Source organism: Bifidobacterium sp. H6bp9, assembly GCF_032193695.1.
Taxonomy (GTDB): domain Bacteria; phylum Actinomycetota; class Actinomycetes; order Actinomycetales; family Bifidobacteriaceae; genus Bombiscardovia; species Bombiscardovia kimbladii.
Genome location: NZ_JASTZY010000008.1, coordinates 34,709 through 51,426, shown reverse-complemented (window position 1 = coordinate 51,426; position 16,718 = coordinate 34,709). Strand labels below are relative to the sequence as shown.

At 59.4% G+C, this 16,718-nt stretch carries 10 protein-coding genes; 5 read left to right on the top strand and 5 right to left on the bottom strand.

Translation table 11 applies throughout. The features are described 5' to 3' along the window. Positions 1-70: 70 nt before the first annotated feature. From QRX40_RS08340 to QRX40_RS08320, 5 genes are all read right to left on the bottom strand, one after another. A complete protein-coding gene (locus QRX40_RS08340) occupies positions 71-3,529 on the bottom strand; it encodes an FtsX-like permease family protein (protein WP_313837633.1) in 3,459 nt (1,152 codons plus the stop codon). 2 nt (positions 3,530-3,531) lie between these two features. Then, the gene (locus QRX40_RS08335) at positions 3,532-4,233 is read right to left on the bottom strand and encodes an ABC transporter ATP-binding protein (protein ID WP_045923831.1); all 702 of its coding nucleotides are present in this window, start codon (positions 4,231-4,233) and stop codon (positions 3,532-3,534) included. A 162-nt stretch (positions 4,234-4,395) separates the two neighbouring features. Continuing rightward, entirely contained in the window at positions 4,396-5,847 is a 1,452-nt protein-coding gene (locus QRX40_RS08330) for an ABC transporter ATP-binding protein (RefSeq protein ID WP_313837631.1), read from the bottom strand. After that, positions 5,825-6,523, bottom strand: coding sequence for an energy-coupling factor transporter transmembrane component T (locus tag QRX40_RS08325; RefSeq protein WP_313837630.1), 699 nt, complete (start codon positions 6,521-6,523; stop codon positions 5,825-5,827). The genes QRX40_RS08330 and QRX40_RS08325 overlap by 23 nt, the downstream gene beginning before the upstream one ends. Further along, on the bottom strand, positions 6,520-7,128 hold the full coding sequence (locus tag QRX40_RS08320) for an MptD family putative ECF transporter S component (protein ID WP_045923763.1): 609 nt from the start codon (positions 7,126-7,128) through the stop codon (positions 6,520-6,522). Before QRX40_RS08320 ends, QRX40_RS08325 begins: the two co-directional genes overlap by 4 nt. 258 nt (positions 7,129-7,386) lie before the next feature. On the opposite strand from QRX40_RS08320, the gene QRX40_RS08315 reads away from it, so the two are divergent. The 5 genes from QRX40_RS08315 to nhaC all read left to right on the top strand — a co-directional run bounded on the left by QRX40_RS08315 (position 7,387) and on the right by nhaC (position 15,308). After that, positions 7,387-9,228: an ATP-binding cassette domain-containing protein gene (locus QRX40_RS08315; RefSeq protein WP_313837627.1), complete on the top strand. Its 1,842-nt coding sequence runs from the start codon at positions 7,387-7,389 to the stop codon at positions 9,226-9,228. Then, entirely contained in the window at positions 9,212-10,975 is a 1,764-nt protein-coding gene (locus QRX40_RS08310; RefSeq protein ID WP_313837625.1) for an ABC transporter ATP-binding protein, read from the top strand. Before QRX40_RS08315 ends, QRX40_RS08310 begins: the two co-directional genes overlap by 17 nt. 744 nt (positions 10,976-11,719) lie before the next feature. Continuing rightward, on the top strand, positions 11,720-12,544 hold the full coding sequence (locus tag QRX40_RS08305) for a helix-turn-helix transcriptional regulator (RefSeq protein WP_313837623.1): 825 nt from the start codon (positions 11,720-11,722) through the stop codon (positions 12,542-12,544). Between the two features lie 23 nt (positions 12,545-12,567). Then, on the top strand, positions 12,568-13,830 hold the full coding sequence (locus tag QRX40_RS08300; RefSeq protein ID WP_313837621.1) for an aminotransferase class I/II-fold pyridoxal phosphate-dependent enzyme: 1,263 nt from the start codon (positions 12,568-12,570) through the stop codon (positions 13,828-13,830). After that, complete coding sequence (nhaC, locus tag QRX40_RS08295) at positions 13,827-15,308, top strand: Na+/H+ antiporter NhaC (protein WP_313837619.1); 1,482 nt, start codon at positions 13,827-13,829, stop codon at positions 15,306-15,308. Before QRX40_RS08300 ends, nhaC begins: the two co-directional genes overlap by 4 nt. Positions 15,309-16,718: the final 1,410 nt, after the last annotated feature.

The window sequence follows — 16,718 nt, the reverse complement described above, 5'->3', positions numbered from 1 at the left end:
TAATGGCATGGACTTATGGACTCTTGGAGTGCCAGCTTACGCCATCAGCATGGGTAAATGCCGATATGGTCTAGTCCACCGACTTGAGAGCCTCCAGCATGTCCACATGCTTGAGCTTGTTGTTGACCATCCAGCCCAGGCCGGCCGTGATGACCGTGATCATGACCAGGGGCACGACGAAGGCCACCCAGCTGATGGATGGGTCAAAGAGGACGTTGTCCGGTGGAACGGTGGTGATGATGTAGTGGTGCAGCCAGGCTCCGAATCCGTACCCGGCCAGGACGCCGATAGCTGAAAGAAGGATGGTTTCCCGGTAGATGTACATGGTCACCTCGCGGTCGTAGAAGCCCAGCACCTTGATGGTGCTCAGCTCGCGGATCCGCTCCTCCACGTTCAGGTTGGTCAGGTTGTAGAGGATGACCAGGGCCAGCAGGGTGGCCACGATGATCAGCACCTGCATGATCATGTTCAGGGACCTGACCACGGTGTCGATCTGGCTCATCAGGGTCGTGTTCTGCACCACCCCCTGGATCCCGTCGATCCGCATGAAGGAGGCGGCCTGCCTTCTGGTGTTCTCCGCGCTGGAGTCCTTGAAGGTGACCAGATGGGCGTTGGGCGAGAAGTCCTGGTGGAAGACGGTCCTGTAGGCCGATGGGCTCATGAAGACGAAGTGCCCCAGATACATCTCGCAGATGCCGTCCACCCGCATGGTTCTGTCCCTGCCGCCTGAATCCTGCAGAGTGATCCTGTCGCCGACTTTCGTCCCTGTCAGCTGGGCGATCCGCTCGGAGAGGATCACGCCGTCGCCCTTGAGGCTCAGGGGCTTGTGCCCGGACCGGGTGTCCATGCGGATGAAGTCGTCCAGATGTTCGGCGCTGGCCGGCGCGATCATGGTGATGGACTGCTTGTCGGCGTTGTGGCCGGCTGTCTTGCTCATCTCCTCGTAGCGCACGTTCAGGGAGCGGCTCACATCGGGCTTTTCCAGCCGTTTTTTGATGGATTGACGCTGGTCGGATGTGGCCTGGCTGTTCTCGGCGGCGATCAGGTCATAGCGGATCACCTGGCCGAACTGGTGCTCGTTGATGGCCGAGATGGACCCCTGCACGCCGAAACCGGCCATCAGGAGGGCCACCGAACCGCAGACCCCGAAGATGGTCATCAGCATCCGTTGCTTGTAGCGGAAGATGTTCCGGGCGGTGACCTTGTGGGTGAAGCTGAGCCGGTTCCAGATCAGGGGTATGCGCTCCAGGAAGATCTTCGATCCGGCGCTGGGCGGCTTGGGCAGGAGCAACGCTGACGGCTTCTCGCGCAGCTCCCGCCAAGCGCTCAGGAAGGCGGGGACCACGGCGCTCAGGAAGGCCAGCAGGCAGGCCAGAAGGGTGATGGGCAGGTGGAAGCCGTAGCGGATGGGCGGCATGTCGAAGGCGTGGACATAGGCCTGGTAGACGATCCAGGGCAGGAGGGTGTGGCCGGCGATGATGCCCAGGAGGGCGCCCAGGGCCGAGGCCGCTCCGCCGTAGACCAGGAACTTGGCCATGACATCCCGGTCCCTGTAGCCCAGGGCCTTCAGCGTTCCGGCGTTGATCCGCTCCTCGTCCACAAAGCGCGTCATGGTCGTGAAGGTGACCAGGGCTGCCACCAGATACATGAAGTAGGGGAAGATCTTGGCCAGCGAGTCCACAATGAAGGAGACGGAGGCGTAGACCTTGTAGCCCTCTGAGCCGGGCGCTTCCCGGCGTGAGTCCAGGGCATAGACCGGCTTTTCCAGTCGGCTCAGCTGGTCAGCCGCCTTGTTCAGCTTCTTCTGGGAGTCGTCGATCTTCTTCTGGGCGTCCGGGCTCTCCCTCTTGAATTTGTCCAGTTTGGTCTGGTATTCCGCGGTTTTCTGATCCAGGGTGGCCTGGGCCTGGTCGATCTGCCCCTGGGCCGAGGCGCGGCTGCCGGCCAGCTGCTGCCGGGCCTGGGCCAGTTTGGCCCTGCCCTGGGCAAGCTGATCTGAGGCCTGGTCAAGCTGAGCCTTGCCTCGGGACAGTTGGCGCTCGCCTTCCTCCACCTTGGCTCTTGCCTGGGTCAGCTCCTGGCGCTTTGCGTCCAGGGTCTGCTGGTTGGCTGCCACCTGGGCCATGCCGGGGGTGTATTGGTTGGTCATGAAGGCATCGCGGCCCGCCTTGGCCTTGGCTGCCAGGGCATCGATCTGCGGCGACTGCCGGTTGAACTCGGCAAGTTGGGCCTGGAGCCCGGTCTTTCGGCGGTTGAGCTCCTCCTGCTGCTGGGGGGTCAGCCCGGGGGCGGCCAGCTGGGCGTCGATGGTCTGAATGAGGCCGGTGACCTGTGCGATGCCCTGTCTGCATTGCTTCTGCGCTGCCTGGGCCTGGGCTACAACTTGGTCGGCCTGGGCCTTGCCGCCCTCCAGCTGCTGGCGGGAACCATCAAGCTTGGCCTGTCCCTGGTCGATGGCCTGCTGACCCTGATCGGCCTGCTGCCTGCCCTGGGCCACCTGGTTGGCGGAGGACTGGTACTGCTTCTGCTTTCGGGCCAGCTCAGCCGAGCTCAGGTCCACCTCCTGCTGTCCCTGGTCGATGGCCGCCTGGGCCTGCACCGTCTTGGCGGCCAGTTGGTTCTTGGCGGACTGGATGCCCTGGGCGCCCTGATCCAGATCCTTCCTGGCCTGGTCCAGCTGCTGCCGGTTCCCCCTGAGTTCCGCTCTGGACTGATCCACCTGGTCCTGCCCCTGGTCCAGCTTCTGCTTCAGGGGGGCCTTGATGGCGTTCAGTCTTGCTGTGGGGCGGCCTGAGAGGATCCTGTTCAGATAGTCCTTGTGGGTCTGCAGGGCCTGGATGTACTGGTCGGAATAGTGGTCCCTGATCCGGTCCAGGTCCTTGAAGGTCAGGCGGGCGATCATGTACTCGTCCGAGTCGAAGGCCCCGGGCGTGGTCACTGCGTAGGAGTCCAGGGATCCGGATCCGGCTGTGGAGGGGCCCATGTTGACCTTGCTCAGGATCTCGGTCGACCTGACCGTGCCCACCACGCGCAGCTTGTGGTGCCTCAAGACCTTCCTGCCCAGCTGGTCGGCCTTCTCATCCACCTGGATGCTGCTGCCGATGGGGTGGCTCCCGGCCAGGGCCGTGTCGACCGCTATCTGGTCAGGTCTGGTGGGCATGGATCCATCGACCAGCTCATAGGTGGAGATCCGGTCGGGGGCGGAGTAGATGCGCAGGCTCTTGTCGGTGCCCTTGAGCACCACATCCTTCAGATATCCGTATTCGATTCCTGAGTTGCCGGGGGCGGTGTCGATGGCATCCTGATCCTCCTGGTCGAGCCCGTAGCTGCTGATGACCATCAGGTCGGCCAGATGGTGGTCGGACAGGTAGGCGTTGCCGGCCTGCCGCATGTCCGGCCCGGTCACGCTCAGCCCGACCAGGGCGAAGGAGCCCAGCGCCACCAGGCAGACGATGGAGATGAACCGCCCCAGGGACTTGCGCAGGGAGACCCGGATGTCGTGCCAGAGCACCTTCCTGACGGGCTGCATCCTCACCACTCCACGTTTTCGATGTCTTCGGGGCTGTCATTGGTCTGCACAGCCTGGACCCGGGCGTCATGCATGCGGATGACCCTGTCGGCGATGGGGGCGATGGCCGCGTTGTGGGTGACGATGACCACGGTGGCGCCCTTCTTGCGGCACTGGTCCTGGAGGATGCGCAGCACCTGCTTGCCGGTGCGGTAGTCCAGAGCTCCGGTGGGTTCGTCACAGAGCAGGATCTTGGGGTTCTTGGCCACGGCCCGGGCGATGGCCACACGCTGCTGCTCACCGCCGGAAAGCTGGGCGGGGAAGTTGTCGATCCGGTCGCCCAGACCTACGTCGACCAGGGTCTGGACCGGATCGGCGGCGTCGTCCACGATCTCCGAGGCCAGCTCCACGTTCTCCCTGGCGGTCAGGTTGGCCACCAGATTGTAGAACTGGAAGACGAAGCCCACGTCGTAGCGGCGGTAGGTGGTCAGCTGCCGGGCGTCGTAGCCGGCGATGTCCTTCCCGTCCACGATCACCTGGCCCTCGTTGCAGGTGTCCATGCCGCCCAGAATGTTCAGCACGGTCGATTTGCCAGCCCCTGAGGCGCCGAGGATGACCACCAGCTCGCCCTTCTCGATGGAGAAGGTGACCTCATTGTTGGCCACGATGGTCGTCTCGCCGGTCACATACCGTTTCGTCTCTCCGATGACGTCGATATAGCCCATCATGCCCTCTCGTAACCCTGGCTGTGCGGCGGGGCCGTCCGACGCGAGGGACGCCCCCTGATGCTTTTTCCCCACTACTGTATACGTTCGCGGGGTCCGGAGCACAGGAGAACCGCCTGCCGGGAGGCGTCATGTTCGCCGACCATGCAAGGGTTCGGAGGTTCAGAGGGCTTGCAGGAGGTTGCCCAGTTTGAGGCTGTCCCTGACCGGTCTGCCCTGGCGGAAGGTGATGAACCGCTGGCAGGTCTGGGCCAGGAACTCCTGATCGTGCGAGATGACGATCACCATGACCCCCAGGGAGCGCATGTAGCGGATCATCCCGGTCACCTGATTCATATGGAGCAGGTCCAGGCCGCTGGTGGGCTCGTCCAGAACCACCAGGCGCTTGCCCGACAGTATGGCGGCCGCGATGGCCACCCGTTGCTTTTCCCCGCCGGAGAGGGTGTTGGGGTGCCGGCCCAGGAGCCGCTCCAGGTCCAGCTTTCGTGCCACCTCCTCAAAGAGGTCGGTCCGTTTGGCTCCAAGGAGCATCTCGCCCTCCACGGTCTCGCTGAAGAGCTGGTAGTTGACATCCTGAAAGACCATGTAGAAGTCCTCGACGCGCTCCCTGGCGGTCTGTTTCGTCCCATTCAGGCTGATTTCCGACCTGTCGCCAGGCTTGAGCAGTCCGGTCAGGACCGAGGCGAAGGTGCTCTTGCCGGCTCCGTTGCGGCCGATGATGCCGGTGATGTCATCGCTGGACAGGGTCAGGTCGTCCACATCCAAGGCAGGAGGCTGGTCGTGATGGTAGGCATAGGTCAGGTTCCTGACTCGGAGCAGGTCGGGGGTCCTGTCATCGATGACCCTGGCAGGTGTGCTCGCATTCTCGGTCGCATCCAGGTCCAGGGCCCGCAGCCCCATAGCCTGGCGACTCGGACCATCCAGCCCCCTCATGGCGGCAGGGGTCAGGTGCTCCGCCAGCCTGCCGTCCTTCATGACCAGGAAGTCGTCGGCCAGGCCGTCCAGGTAGTAGAGGCGGTGCTCGATCAGGACCATGGTCAGGCCCCGGTCCTTCAAGCGGCCCAGGATCTGCGCCAGGCTGGCCACCGCTTCCACGTCCAGGTTGCCGGAGGGCTCGTCCAGGACCAAAATCTCCGGGTCCATCATGCAGGAGGAGGCGATGGCGATCATCTGCTTCTCGCCCCCCGACAGGGAGAAGATGTCCCTGTCCATAAGCGGGGCGATGCCGAAAAGGTCGGCCACCTGGTCTATACGCTCCCGGATGGCCTCCGGCTGGACCCCGGTGTTCTCCAGGGGGAAGGCCAGCTCGCTGCGGACATCGGTGGTGAAGAACTGGGTCTTGGGATTCTGGAAGACCGACCCCACCTGCTCCGAAAGCCGGTAGATGGGCCGGGCCGTGGTGGGCTCGCCCCCGATCAGGCACTCTCCCTCCAGCTTGCCCTCGTAGAGTTCGGGAATCAGGCCGTTGATGACCCTGGACAGGGTGGTCTTGCCGCAACCGCTCGGCCCGGTGACCACGGTCAGCCGTCCCTGGCCCATCCGGCAGGAGACCTCCTGGAGGGATGGATGGCTGGCGCCTTCGTAGGTGAAGCTAAGCCTGGAGCATTGCAACATAGGCTCCACATCCCATAAGGACCAGACCCAGGGCGCACATGAGCGCATCCAGTCCGGTGAAGGCGATCCGTTGGATGGAGGTCTTGGGCCCGGGGTCGCCGATCCCCCTGGTCAGGGCGGCCGAGGTCAGGTCGGAGGCCACATTGGTGGCGTTGTTGAGCAGGGGAACGTAGATGTACTCCATGGTCCGCATCGGATGCCGTACCATGTCCCCGGTGGTGACCGCGATCCCTCTGAACTTCATGGCCCGTCTGATCTGGGCGTAGTCGTGCCTGACGGTCGGGAAGAAGCGGAAGAGCACGCTGACGGGGATGACCAGCCACTGGGGGGCGTGGATCTTGCGCAGCAGGTAGACCAGCTCCGAGACCTTGGTGGTGCCCATCATGAAAGCCGCCACCAGCACCAGGGGGAGGATCCTGCCCACGCCGACGAAGAGGAAGAGCAGGTAATGCCCCGGCAGATTCTCGGGAAAGACCATGGCCAGGGAGGCGCCCAGGGCGAAGACCAGACAGACCAGAAGCCAGGCCTGGCCCTTCCTGACCCTGCCCACGATGACCTGGAAGCTGCAGAAGTAGATGTTGATGGCCAGGACCAGCGGGGTGGGCAGGGTGACGAAAATCAGGGCGTTGGCGAAGATGACCAGCAGGAATCTGGTGTAGATGGAGATGGGCCTCATTGCTTGGCGGGTATCCGGTTGAAATGCCTGTCGACGATCTTGGCGCCTATCCATGCCCCAAGCAGGGCGCCGACCAGGGTGGCCAGAATGCAGACCAGGAAGGTGGCTCCGGTGATGGGCGCGAAGACCCCGTCGATGTACTCCTGGCTCTTGCCGCGGCGGACCAGGCTGGCCACGTAGGCGTCCTTCATGAACCAGAGGGGCAGGACAGGGCCGGTGCAGCCGAAGGTGAGGATGACGTAGCTCAGGTAGCGGGCCAGGTTGGGACGGCTCTCCCCGAGCGAGGACTGAACCAGGTCAGCCAGCAGGCCGCAGAAGGCGTAGGGGATGAAGGAGAGGGCGAAGTGGCCGAAGACCAGCAGGAAGAGGCCCATGATGACGCCGACGATGGTGATGGCCCCGAACCTGGGCACCCGGCGGATCATCAGCATGTAGACCGGGCCGGAGACCAGCCCCACCACAGCGGGGATGAAGAGGGAGGACAGGCCGGGCATGACCAGGCCAGCCAGGAAGACGGTGATGAAGTTGCCCACCGCCATGCTGACGAAGTAGAGGGCCGTGAAAATGCCGACGTTGACCAGGTCTTTTGTCTTAAGTGCTTTCATAAAGGATCGCTCCCATCTGGGTGGCGGTCGCTCGGCCCTAGGCCATATCCGCCGATTTCAGGTTGTGCCGTCAAGTTTAGGAGGGCCGGGAGGGAAAGTAAATGATATTTTTTTATGTCTCTTGCCAGTGCTTCACAATCGGGGTATTGCCCGGCGCGCGAGGATTTTGTTAGTGTCCACTGAGAGGGGCGTATCAGAAAGGCGGCACGGAGGACAGGCATGATCAGCAAGCGACTACTTCATCTACCGGGAGCCAGGATGGGCGCTAGCCTCCTGCTGGCCCTCCTGCAGACGATCGGCGCGTTGGCGGAGGTCCTCCTCCTGCCGGTGGCCATCGCGGCCGTGGGCCGTTCCCTTGGCCTGCCTGTCCCTCATGCCCTTGCCTGGGTGCCTGGTCGGCCCGGACCCTTGGCGGCCTTGATAGGTGGGCTGATCCTGGTTCGGCTCATGACCCAGGCGGTCGCCAAGTCCGTCAGCGCCCGGCTGGCTGATGGGATGGGCAAGGCGCTCTCCCAGGCCCTGTATCTATCCGTGTTCGACCCCAACAGGCAGGAGGACGACCTGGGCGTTCCGGCGCAGACCCTGGCCAGACTTTCGACCGAGGGGGTCAAGTCGGTCGTCTCATATTTTACGGCCTACATTCCGGCCTTGGTCCAGACCGCCTTGATGCTGGTCGTGACTCTGATCGTTCTTCTGCCCGTCAGTCCCCTGGCTGCGGCAATCGTCGTGATCGGCATGGTGTCCCTGCCCCTGGCCTCCAAGCCCACCATGGGCGAGAACATCAAGGTGCAGCTGGGCCAGCTGCGCAAGTATGACAAGGTCGGCGTCCACTTCGAGCATGCCCTGAGAGGGCTCAACACCTTGAAGATCTTCGGGGCAGACCAGCGGCAGGCTGATGACCTGGCCGAGGAGTCCGAGGGATTCCGCCGGATAACCATGGGGGTCCTGGCCGGGCAGCTGCGCTCGCTGATCAAGGCCGACGTGGTCATCTACACCAGCCTCATTCTGGCGGTGGCAGCCACGGTCCTGATTGGGCAGGACGGGCCCTCTCGAGTGCTGTCCTGTTTGGTTGTTGCTTTGGCTGGGGTCCGGCTCTTTGCACCTGAGCGCCAGCTGGTCTACATGATGCATTCCGGCATGGTCGCCATCAAGCAGGGCAAGGCCATCGACGATATTCTCCAAGCACGGCAGGGGGGCGACGGGAAGTCGGCGGCTCCAGGGACGACTCCTGAGTCACGCAAGAGTACGGGTTCGGAGACGGCTCCGGAAGCGAGTCTCGAAACTTCTGAGGAAGCAGTTCGGGAGTCTGACTCGGAATCCGCTTCGAAGCAGGAAGATCAGGCGGATATGTCTGGCGATGATTCGCTAGGCATCAGCGCTCGCGATTTGACATACACCTATCCTGACGGCTTCCAGGCCCTGACCGATCTGAACTTCGATCTGCCTGCCAAGGGACATGTGGGCTTGGTCGGTGCTTCGGGCTCCGGCAAGAGCACCTTGGCGGGCCTGCTGTCCGGGCGCCTTCAGGGGTATGCCGGAGAGCTGACCATTGGCGGGCGCCAAATCAGCGACCTGTCGCGCGAGGATCTGGTCGGCCTGCAGACTGTGGTTCGGGGAACCGATCACCTCTTCACCGGAACCATCAGGTCGAATCTGGACCCGGCCGGACTGGGCTACTCGGATTGGGAGCTGCAGGATGCGCTGGACCAGGTCGGCCTGACCGGTCTTGTCCAGAGCAAGGGCGGACTGGACGCTCCTATCGACCCCGAGGGAGGCAACCTTTCCGGAGGGCAGCGCCAGCGCCTGTCCATTGCCCGCGGGCTCCTGCGGCGTTCCCCCGTCTATATCTTCGATGAGGCCACCAGCGCCGTGGACCGCGAGCATGACGCTACACTGGCTGCTCTGATGGATGCGCTGGGCAAGGAGTCCCTGGTCCTGACCATCACCCACCGTTTGGCCGGGGTCCGCAATGCCGATTCCATTCTCTTCCTGCAGGGGGGCCGTCTGGCGGAGTGCGGCGGTTTCCGAGATCTGATGGATGCCGGGGGCGGATTCGCGGCCCAGTGGAAGGAGCAGGCCCAGTATGAGGACGGGGAGTGAAGACATGCAGCAGACGACCGGCAATCTGACGATGATGCGCCGCATGGCCCGGCTGATGAAGCCTCTGGCCGGCACGGAGGGCAAGGCCATCCTCTGCGGCAGTCTGGGCCATCTCTTCGCAGTCTGGAGCATGATGGCAGCCGCAGCGGCCCTGATCGGTCTGGTCATGGACTGGCCGCCGCTGAATGGCCAGTGGGTCGTATGGGCCCTGGTGGCGGTTCTGACTGCTCTTAGCCGTGGGGTCATGGCTTATGGGGAGCAGTACTACAACCACGAGATGGCCTTCAGCATGCTCCGGGACATCCGCACGACGGTCTTCGACAAGATGCGGTCCCTGGCCCCGGCCGGCCTGCGAGACCAAGCGCGCGGAGACATGGTGACAGTGATCACCAACGACATCGAGCTGCTCGAGATCTTCTACGCCCATACGCTTTCGCCCATCGCCATCGCCCTGGTGACCTCTCTGGCCAATTTGGCCCTGCTCACCTGGCTCTCACCCTGGATGGGACTTGCCGCCCTGGTCTCTTACCTGATCGTCGGCCTGCTCATCCCCATCCTGAGCGCCAGGCCCACTTTCAAGGTGGCCATGCAGGAGCGGACGGCCCAGGCCAGCCTGCATTCCCTGCTTCTGGAGACCCTGCAGGGCCGCACCGAACTGGCTGGATTGGGGGCTCTTGGCAATACCCGCCATCGAGTGGGAGCCGCCACCGACCAGATGTTGGATGCCCGCGGGCGCACCTCTGGGCGGACCATCGCCAACGACATGGTCACCAATGTGGTCACTCTGATCTGCGCCGGAGCCTTCACGCTGATGGCCTGCTGGCTTGGCTCTGAGGGGTTGATGGATCCTGCCCGGGGGATGATTGGACTGGTCGGTTTCCTCTCCTCCTTCGCTCCCTTGATACCTGTGGCCCGGCTAGGCGCCGGCCTGCAGCCCACGCTGGCTGCTGCTCGGCGGGTCTTCTCTCTTTTGGACAAGGAGCCACCTGTGCGCGAGGTGGAGTCCGATCATGGGAATTCGTTGGCGGAGTTCACTGGAGAGAATGCCAGGGCAGTTTCCTTTTCCTACGCCGGCAAGACTGACACGGGTAAGGACGATCCAGGCAAGACTGACTCGGGTGAACATAGCGACCGGACTTCGGTTTTGGAGGGTCTGGATCTTTCCATCAAGCCTGGCGAACTGATTGGCATTCAAGGCGCCAACGGGGTCGGCAAGTCCACTCTGATCGACCTGCTGATGAGGTTCCAAGAGCGCAGTGGCGGGGATCTGACGGTTTCCGGCCTGCCTATCGAGACCATTCGCACCGCCGACCTGCGCGCCCGGCAGACTCTGGTGAGCCAGGACACCTACATATTCAGTCTCACGCTGGCAGATAACATCGCCTTGGCTCGGCCCGATGTCAGCAGAGCGGACATTGAGCAGGCAGCTCATGACGCCTGCCTGGACGATCTGATCGATCAGTTGCCCGACGGTTTGGATCACCTGCTTGCCGACAATGGCTCGGACCTGTCCGAGGGGCAGCGGCAGCGGGTGGCTCTGGCTCGCGCCTTTTTGAGCTCGGCGCCATTCATGCTTTTGGATGAGCCCACCAGCAACATGGACGCTCTCTTGGAGGGCCGGGTCTTGACCAGGCTGATCGAGCAGAAGGGCGACCGTACCTGTCTGATTGTCTCCCATCGTTCCTCGGTCCTAGACCGGGTTGATCGTCTGCTGACACTGCAGGACGGAAGACTAGTCTCTGCCTGAACATCCGTATAAAGAATGAGATGTAATTGATAGTGCCGGGTCGAATTGCTGCTCGCAGCTATGATGCTGTCGACACAATTCAAACCTGGCACATTTCAATGAAAGATTCTGGGCGCGAATTCTTTCTGCTGACTCCGCAAATGGGGAGCGTAGTTGGAGTCAGTTCGGAGAAAAGTGGCTCAGCAAAACAGGTGTCTACTCTCACCCGGGGTGGTGATATCTCCGTAAGCTTCCCCTACAAGCGGGGTTCATGGACTCTAGCTGTCTTAGAACAGTTGAAAAAAGGAAGGTTCCTTTCGGCAGAGTTGAGGTAATTCAGTCCATCAGCACAGTTGTCGCTTTACTGATTTGCTTTGTATAGGCGGGAGCCAGCTTTTCCGGTCAGATTGGCATGGGCGCCAGCAGCCAAGGACATAGCCTTAGGCAACTTACTTGGCCGAACCTGTGATTCGTGGATTCCCGGCAGAGCGTTGCCTTTTCGATACTTTGAAGCTCCTATCAACGGTCTAGCTGTCTACTTTGGTTCCTTATCTGCGAATTATGGATGTCTGCCGCCTTGTGTTCAACATCATGTGTTTCGTGGTAAACAGCCGGATTTTCAGCAATTTGCATAGATGAATATCCCCTATGAAGATCGTGAATTCGGAAGAGCGACAGGAAAAATAAACAAATAATAGAAACGCTCAACAAAATGTTTATTAAATGGTTATACTATCTTTGGATACTTCACGAAAGAGATGATGTATGAGCAACGATGCACAATCGGCACGCGACCTCAAGGCGCAGGACAGCGCAGAACGTGCCCTGATAATCCAATCCTTGGCCCAGCTGGTGGAACCGCTGGCATCGCTTATGGCGGATTGTGAGGTTGTGGTGCATGACCTTTCACAGGTGCCTAACACCATCGTTGCTATTGCAGGTGGTTTGACCGGTCGCAAGGTCGGCGATCCGGCGACCGATGTCCTGCTCAAGCAGATGGCTGAGGGTCGAGTGCGCACCATGGTCAACTACAGCTCTGTTCTGCCTGACGGGCGTCGGATTCGTTGTGCCACTATAGCCGTCAAGGATAGCCAAGGGAATCCGGTCGCCGCCTTATGCATCAACAGCAACGTCGAGATTTGGTCCGGGCTTCTGAAAATATGCCAGCAAATGCTCTACGGCAGTGTAGACGCAAGCTCTGAACCAAAGTCGGAAGCTGAACTTGATGAAGACTTGGATCAGAACCAACAGCGTGGCGCCGAGAAGGCTGGATCCGAGACAGGGCAGATAGATCAGGGAACAGGATCGGCCGAAGCGAACTCCACGGGTGAAGCCTTCGTCCACAACCTTGATGACTTGGCAAATATCGTGCTCGACCGTGCTGTTGCCAGCCAGGGTATACCGGTCGAGCTGATGACGAAAAACCATAAGAAGGAGGTGATACGACAAGCCAAAGAACAGGGCTTTTTCTTCCTGCGAGACGCGGCCGAGACCTTGGCCGACCGCTTGCAGATTTCACGGTTCACCGTCTACAACTATCTCAAAGAAATAGACGAGACGACCTCCGGTAAAGATAAGAAAAAGCAATAAGCGGGGGAGGCAGTATCGAGGCCATGGCGGCCTCAGAGGATCACGTTGCTAATGAAGGCAAGGTATCCGGCATAGTTGTAAAGAAGGGAACAGACGTAATCATGGGTCTTCTACATCCCGTTTCAACCCAGGATCTGGGAAGAGTACATAGTATCCGCTGGGATGATGCACATCGTATCTGCGGTGACGATGCCATATCCCTATCGGTGGCAGACATGGATTTCAAAGCCCCGGACCCGTTGGTCCAAGCTGTGGTCGAACGTGCTCAGGTGGGTGATTTCTGCTACACCTACCTGGACCCCTCATATAGACAGTCAGTGTGTGACTGGTTCAAAAGGCGCCACGGCTGGCAGATCAGCCCGGCCAGTCTAGTGCCGGTAGGCAGAATGGTGGAATCCTTGCCAGCCATACTCAGAGAGACTCTGCCGCCTGCCTGCTCGGTAATCGTCCCCTATCCTGCATATTCGCCCACCCCAACGGCGATCAAGGCCGCAGGCTGCAAGGTCCTTCCATGGACGCTGAAGATCGACGGCCAGGGAAAATACCGGTTCGACTTCGATGCGCTTGAAGACCTGCTTGACCAGGCCAGTGCGATGGTAATCACCAATCCGCATAACCCCACCGGCCGCGTATGGACCCGTGACGAACTGGCCAAGGTGGCCAAGGCTGCCGACAAGCATGATGTCCTGGTCATCTCAGATGAGTTCCATGCCGATCTGATCCATACAGGATATCGATTCCAGCCTTATCTGACCTCGACGCCCGAAGCGGCCGGAGGTATCTCCTTTACCTCCCCGGGGAAAACCTTCAACATCGCTGGGCTGGAAACGGCCAACATTGTCGTTCCTGATGCTGATCTGCGGCACAAGGTGGAGAAGGCCATTGATGATGCTGGCTGCCATAATCCCCGCTATTTTGCACAAGTTGCCACTCAAGCGGGATACGATCATTGCGCAGACTGGCTGGACGAACTTCTTGCTGAGCTCGAGAAGCACACCAATCTTTTGCGCGACTGCGTTGCCGGAATGGATGGTGTGAAGCTGATTGAGCCTGAAGGCACCTACCTGGCCTGGATAGATATGAGAGGGCTGGGACTCGAGGATGAGGAAATCGAAAAGCGGCTGGCTGAGCAGGGCCTGATGCTGGATCCGGGGACTGACTTCGGACTGGGCGGCAGCGGCTTTGTGCGCATCAACCTGGCAACAACTACGCCGATTCTGACCGAGGCACTGTCGCGCATGAATCGGGCGCTTGGCACTTCAAGGGGAAAGGCGACCCTGCAATGACGAAGGAAAAGAAACAAAGGGAGCAGCGTTCCCCCTCCCTGCTCTTGGCGCTGACACCGATTATCGCCATGGCAGTGTTCATGGGGGTTGGAGCTATTTGGCTGGAACTTCCCGCTGAGCCGATGCTTATCCTGGCTGCCGTGGTGGCAGCGATCATCGCCTACATGCTCGGCCACGGATACGATGAGATGCTCAACACCATAGCCGAGAAGATCGCCGGGATCATGCCTGCCATGCTGATTCTGATAGTGGTGGGCATGCTTATCGGGTCCTGGATGATCGGTGGAACCATTCCCATGATGGTCTACTTCGGCCTCAAGATCGTATCGCCCAAGTACCTTTATCTGACGGCTCTGCTGGTCACGGCCATCACTTCGGTCTGCACGGGAACCTCCTGGGGCTCCGCAGGTACCATTGGCGTAGCCTTCATGGGAGTGGCGCTTGGCATGGATGGCATCAATCCCGCCATCGTCGCTGGTGCGGTGGTTAGTGGCGCCTATTTCGGAGACAAGCTTTCCCCTCTGTCCGGAGACACTAATCTGGCTGCGGCCATCACCCATGTGAATGTGTTCACGCATATGAAGCACCTGTTGTGGACCACCTTCCCCTCCTTGTTGGTGGCAGCGATAGTCATGTTCGTGGCGGGCCGTGGGGTCCAGTCCACAGGTGGCCGCGGCTTTGACAAGGTCGCCGAGATGAACAACACGCTTTCGCAGGCCTTCACCTGGAACGTGGTCATGCTGCTTATACCCCTCCTGATCATCCTGATCGGGTCGGCGTGGAAGAAGCCGACCATACCGGTCATGCTGCTCTCGTCGGCGGTGGCTATGTTCAATGCCGTCGTCATCCAGCACTTCTCCGTCACCAATGCATTCAACGCCATCGTCAACGGGTTCGACACCTCTATGCTTCCCAAGGGCTTCAACTTGGGCCCAGCAGCCAAGGACATCACCAGTCTGCTGAACCGAGGCGGCATGGAAAGCATGATGAGCACCCTCCTGATTGCGTTCTGCGCCCTCTCCTTCGCAGGGGTGCTTTCGGCCTCCGGAGCTTTGAACAAGATCGTGGAATCCCTGCTCAAGATCAGCAAGAGCACCGGCTCGTTGATTGCCGTCACCCTGCTGACCGGCATCCTGACCATATCCACTACCTGCAACGGCCAGGTCTCCCTCCTGCTGCCTGGCGAGCTGCTGAGGCCTGCATACATTCGCCGAGGTCTGCATCCCTGCAATCTTGGGCGAAGCATAGAGGATTCCGGCACCATATTCGAGCCGATCCTGCCCTGGACAGCCGCTGGCGCCTATATGGCGGCCACCTTGGGCGTACCAACGCTCTCCTATATGCCTTGGGCAACCCTCTGCTGGACCGGCGTGATTTTCGCCACCATCTGGGGATACACCGGAATCGGCATCCGCAAGCTGACACCGGATGAGCAGAAGACCATGCTCGCCGAGCTGGATAAGGAGAAGGAAGCGTAGAGCCGTTTCTCTGCTATAGCTAATCAGCGCTGCAACCGGGCAAATCGTGTTGTGGCGCTTTTCTTGTCAACTGGAAAGATAGGAATTGAGTGCTTATAAACCGTTAGAAAAGCAAGGATTGAATTGGCGCGGTGACTATCGACTTTGAGGTGATTAATACCTCTATTTGTTCTCTCGTTTAATGCAGTTTTGAAATCTGTGATGTTGTAAACCTGCAAATGCGGGATAGATATATCAGTAAGAGCGCAAATTGAGCCATATTGAATAATTGCAAGGATCAGTATCTATACTAAAGGCCCATCGGGTTTTGTAGGGCATATAAAAAGTGAATTGACACCTTAACGCTTGATTTCGCGAATTCGAATTCAGCGTTAACTGTTGTGAGCAATGGACTTGTCGGCGGCCCAGTTTCTTTGTCGACTCCAACCGCGAGTTTGGTTATTTATCTGCGTACCGGGAATGCAGCTTATCCATATCGGCGTGCGTTCAGGACGGATGCGAATTTAGGTTATAAAGTTTAATGCACGGCTCTTTTCTCCATGCGGATCTGGGATTAGTAGACTGATGTTGCTGCAACAAAGGGTCAAGTAAGGGGTGGTAAGCAGGTTACTGAATCATATGCTGGTCCCTTTATAAGGGAACTTTTGTTAAGAATTGCATTGATGCGGGAGGATCATATAGTGAGCGTAACTGGTCATGAATGCCGGCTCGAACTGGCGTGCATCTAGATACCAGTAGCACCTCTTAAGTTCGTGACTACTGCTTTCAGAATACCGTTGAATCCGAGAGGCAGTCAGTAGATCACTGGCACGATCATGGTTATCGCAAGGCGCAAGGCAGACGTCGGGACTGTTTATTGACATCTGGATTACAGATGGTATAAATAGGCTACTTGCCCATGCGCTATTGCTCTGTTTTGACGCCGATTCTGGGACCGGTTTGGTAATATAGACGCCCATCTTAACGCTTGGCTTAAGTGTCAGTTTTACGCTGCTTCTCAATTTTTGCTATTCTCCACAGCGCGCATGATATACTCAACTATCTTATATTTAAGACGTTGTACCTTTAGGGGAATTGATTTACTTCCAGTGCAGTAACAGTATCAGGTTTATTGAACATGACTTTAGGGGGCAGAAACGGGGTAGGGAACTGTTTATGCATAGTTCTTTCTGTGCTCTGCTTAGAAAGTTAAGATTAATGGTCTTCACCTTGTAGAACACAAGCAGGGTCAAAACCTCAACCCCACCGATGCAGCCGAGGCTGTTGATTTTACTGAGAGTAAGATGTGTCCGCTGCGAATATCGGAATGATATACACAGTGTTGCAGAAAATAAATAACCATGACTTATCGTTTGACTACTGGAAGTACCTGTAAGCTAATATGGGTATTGTGAATGCATAAAGACTTTC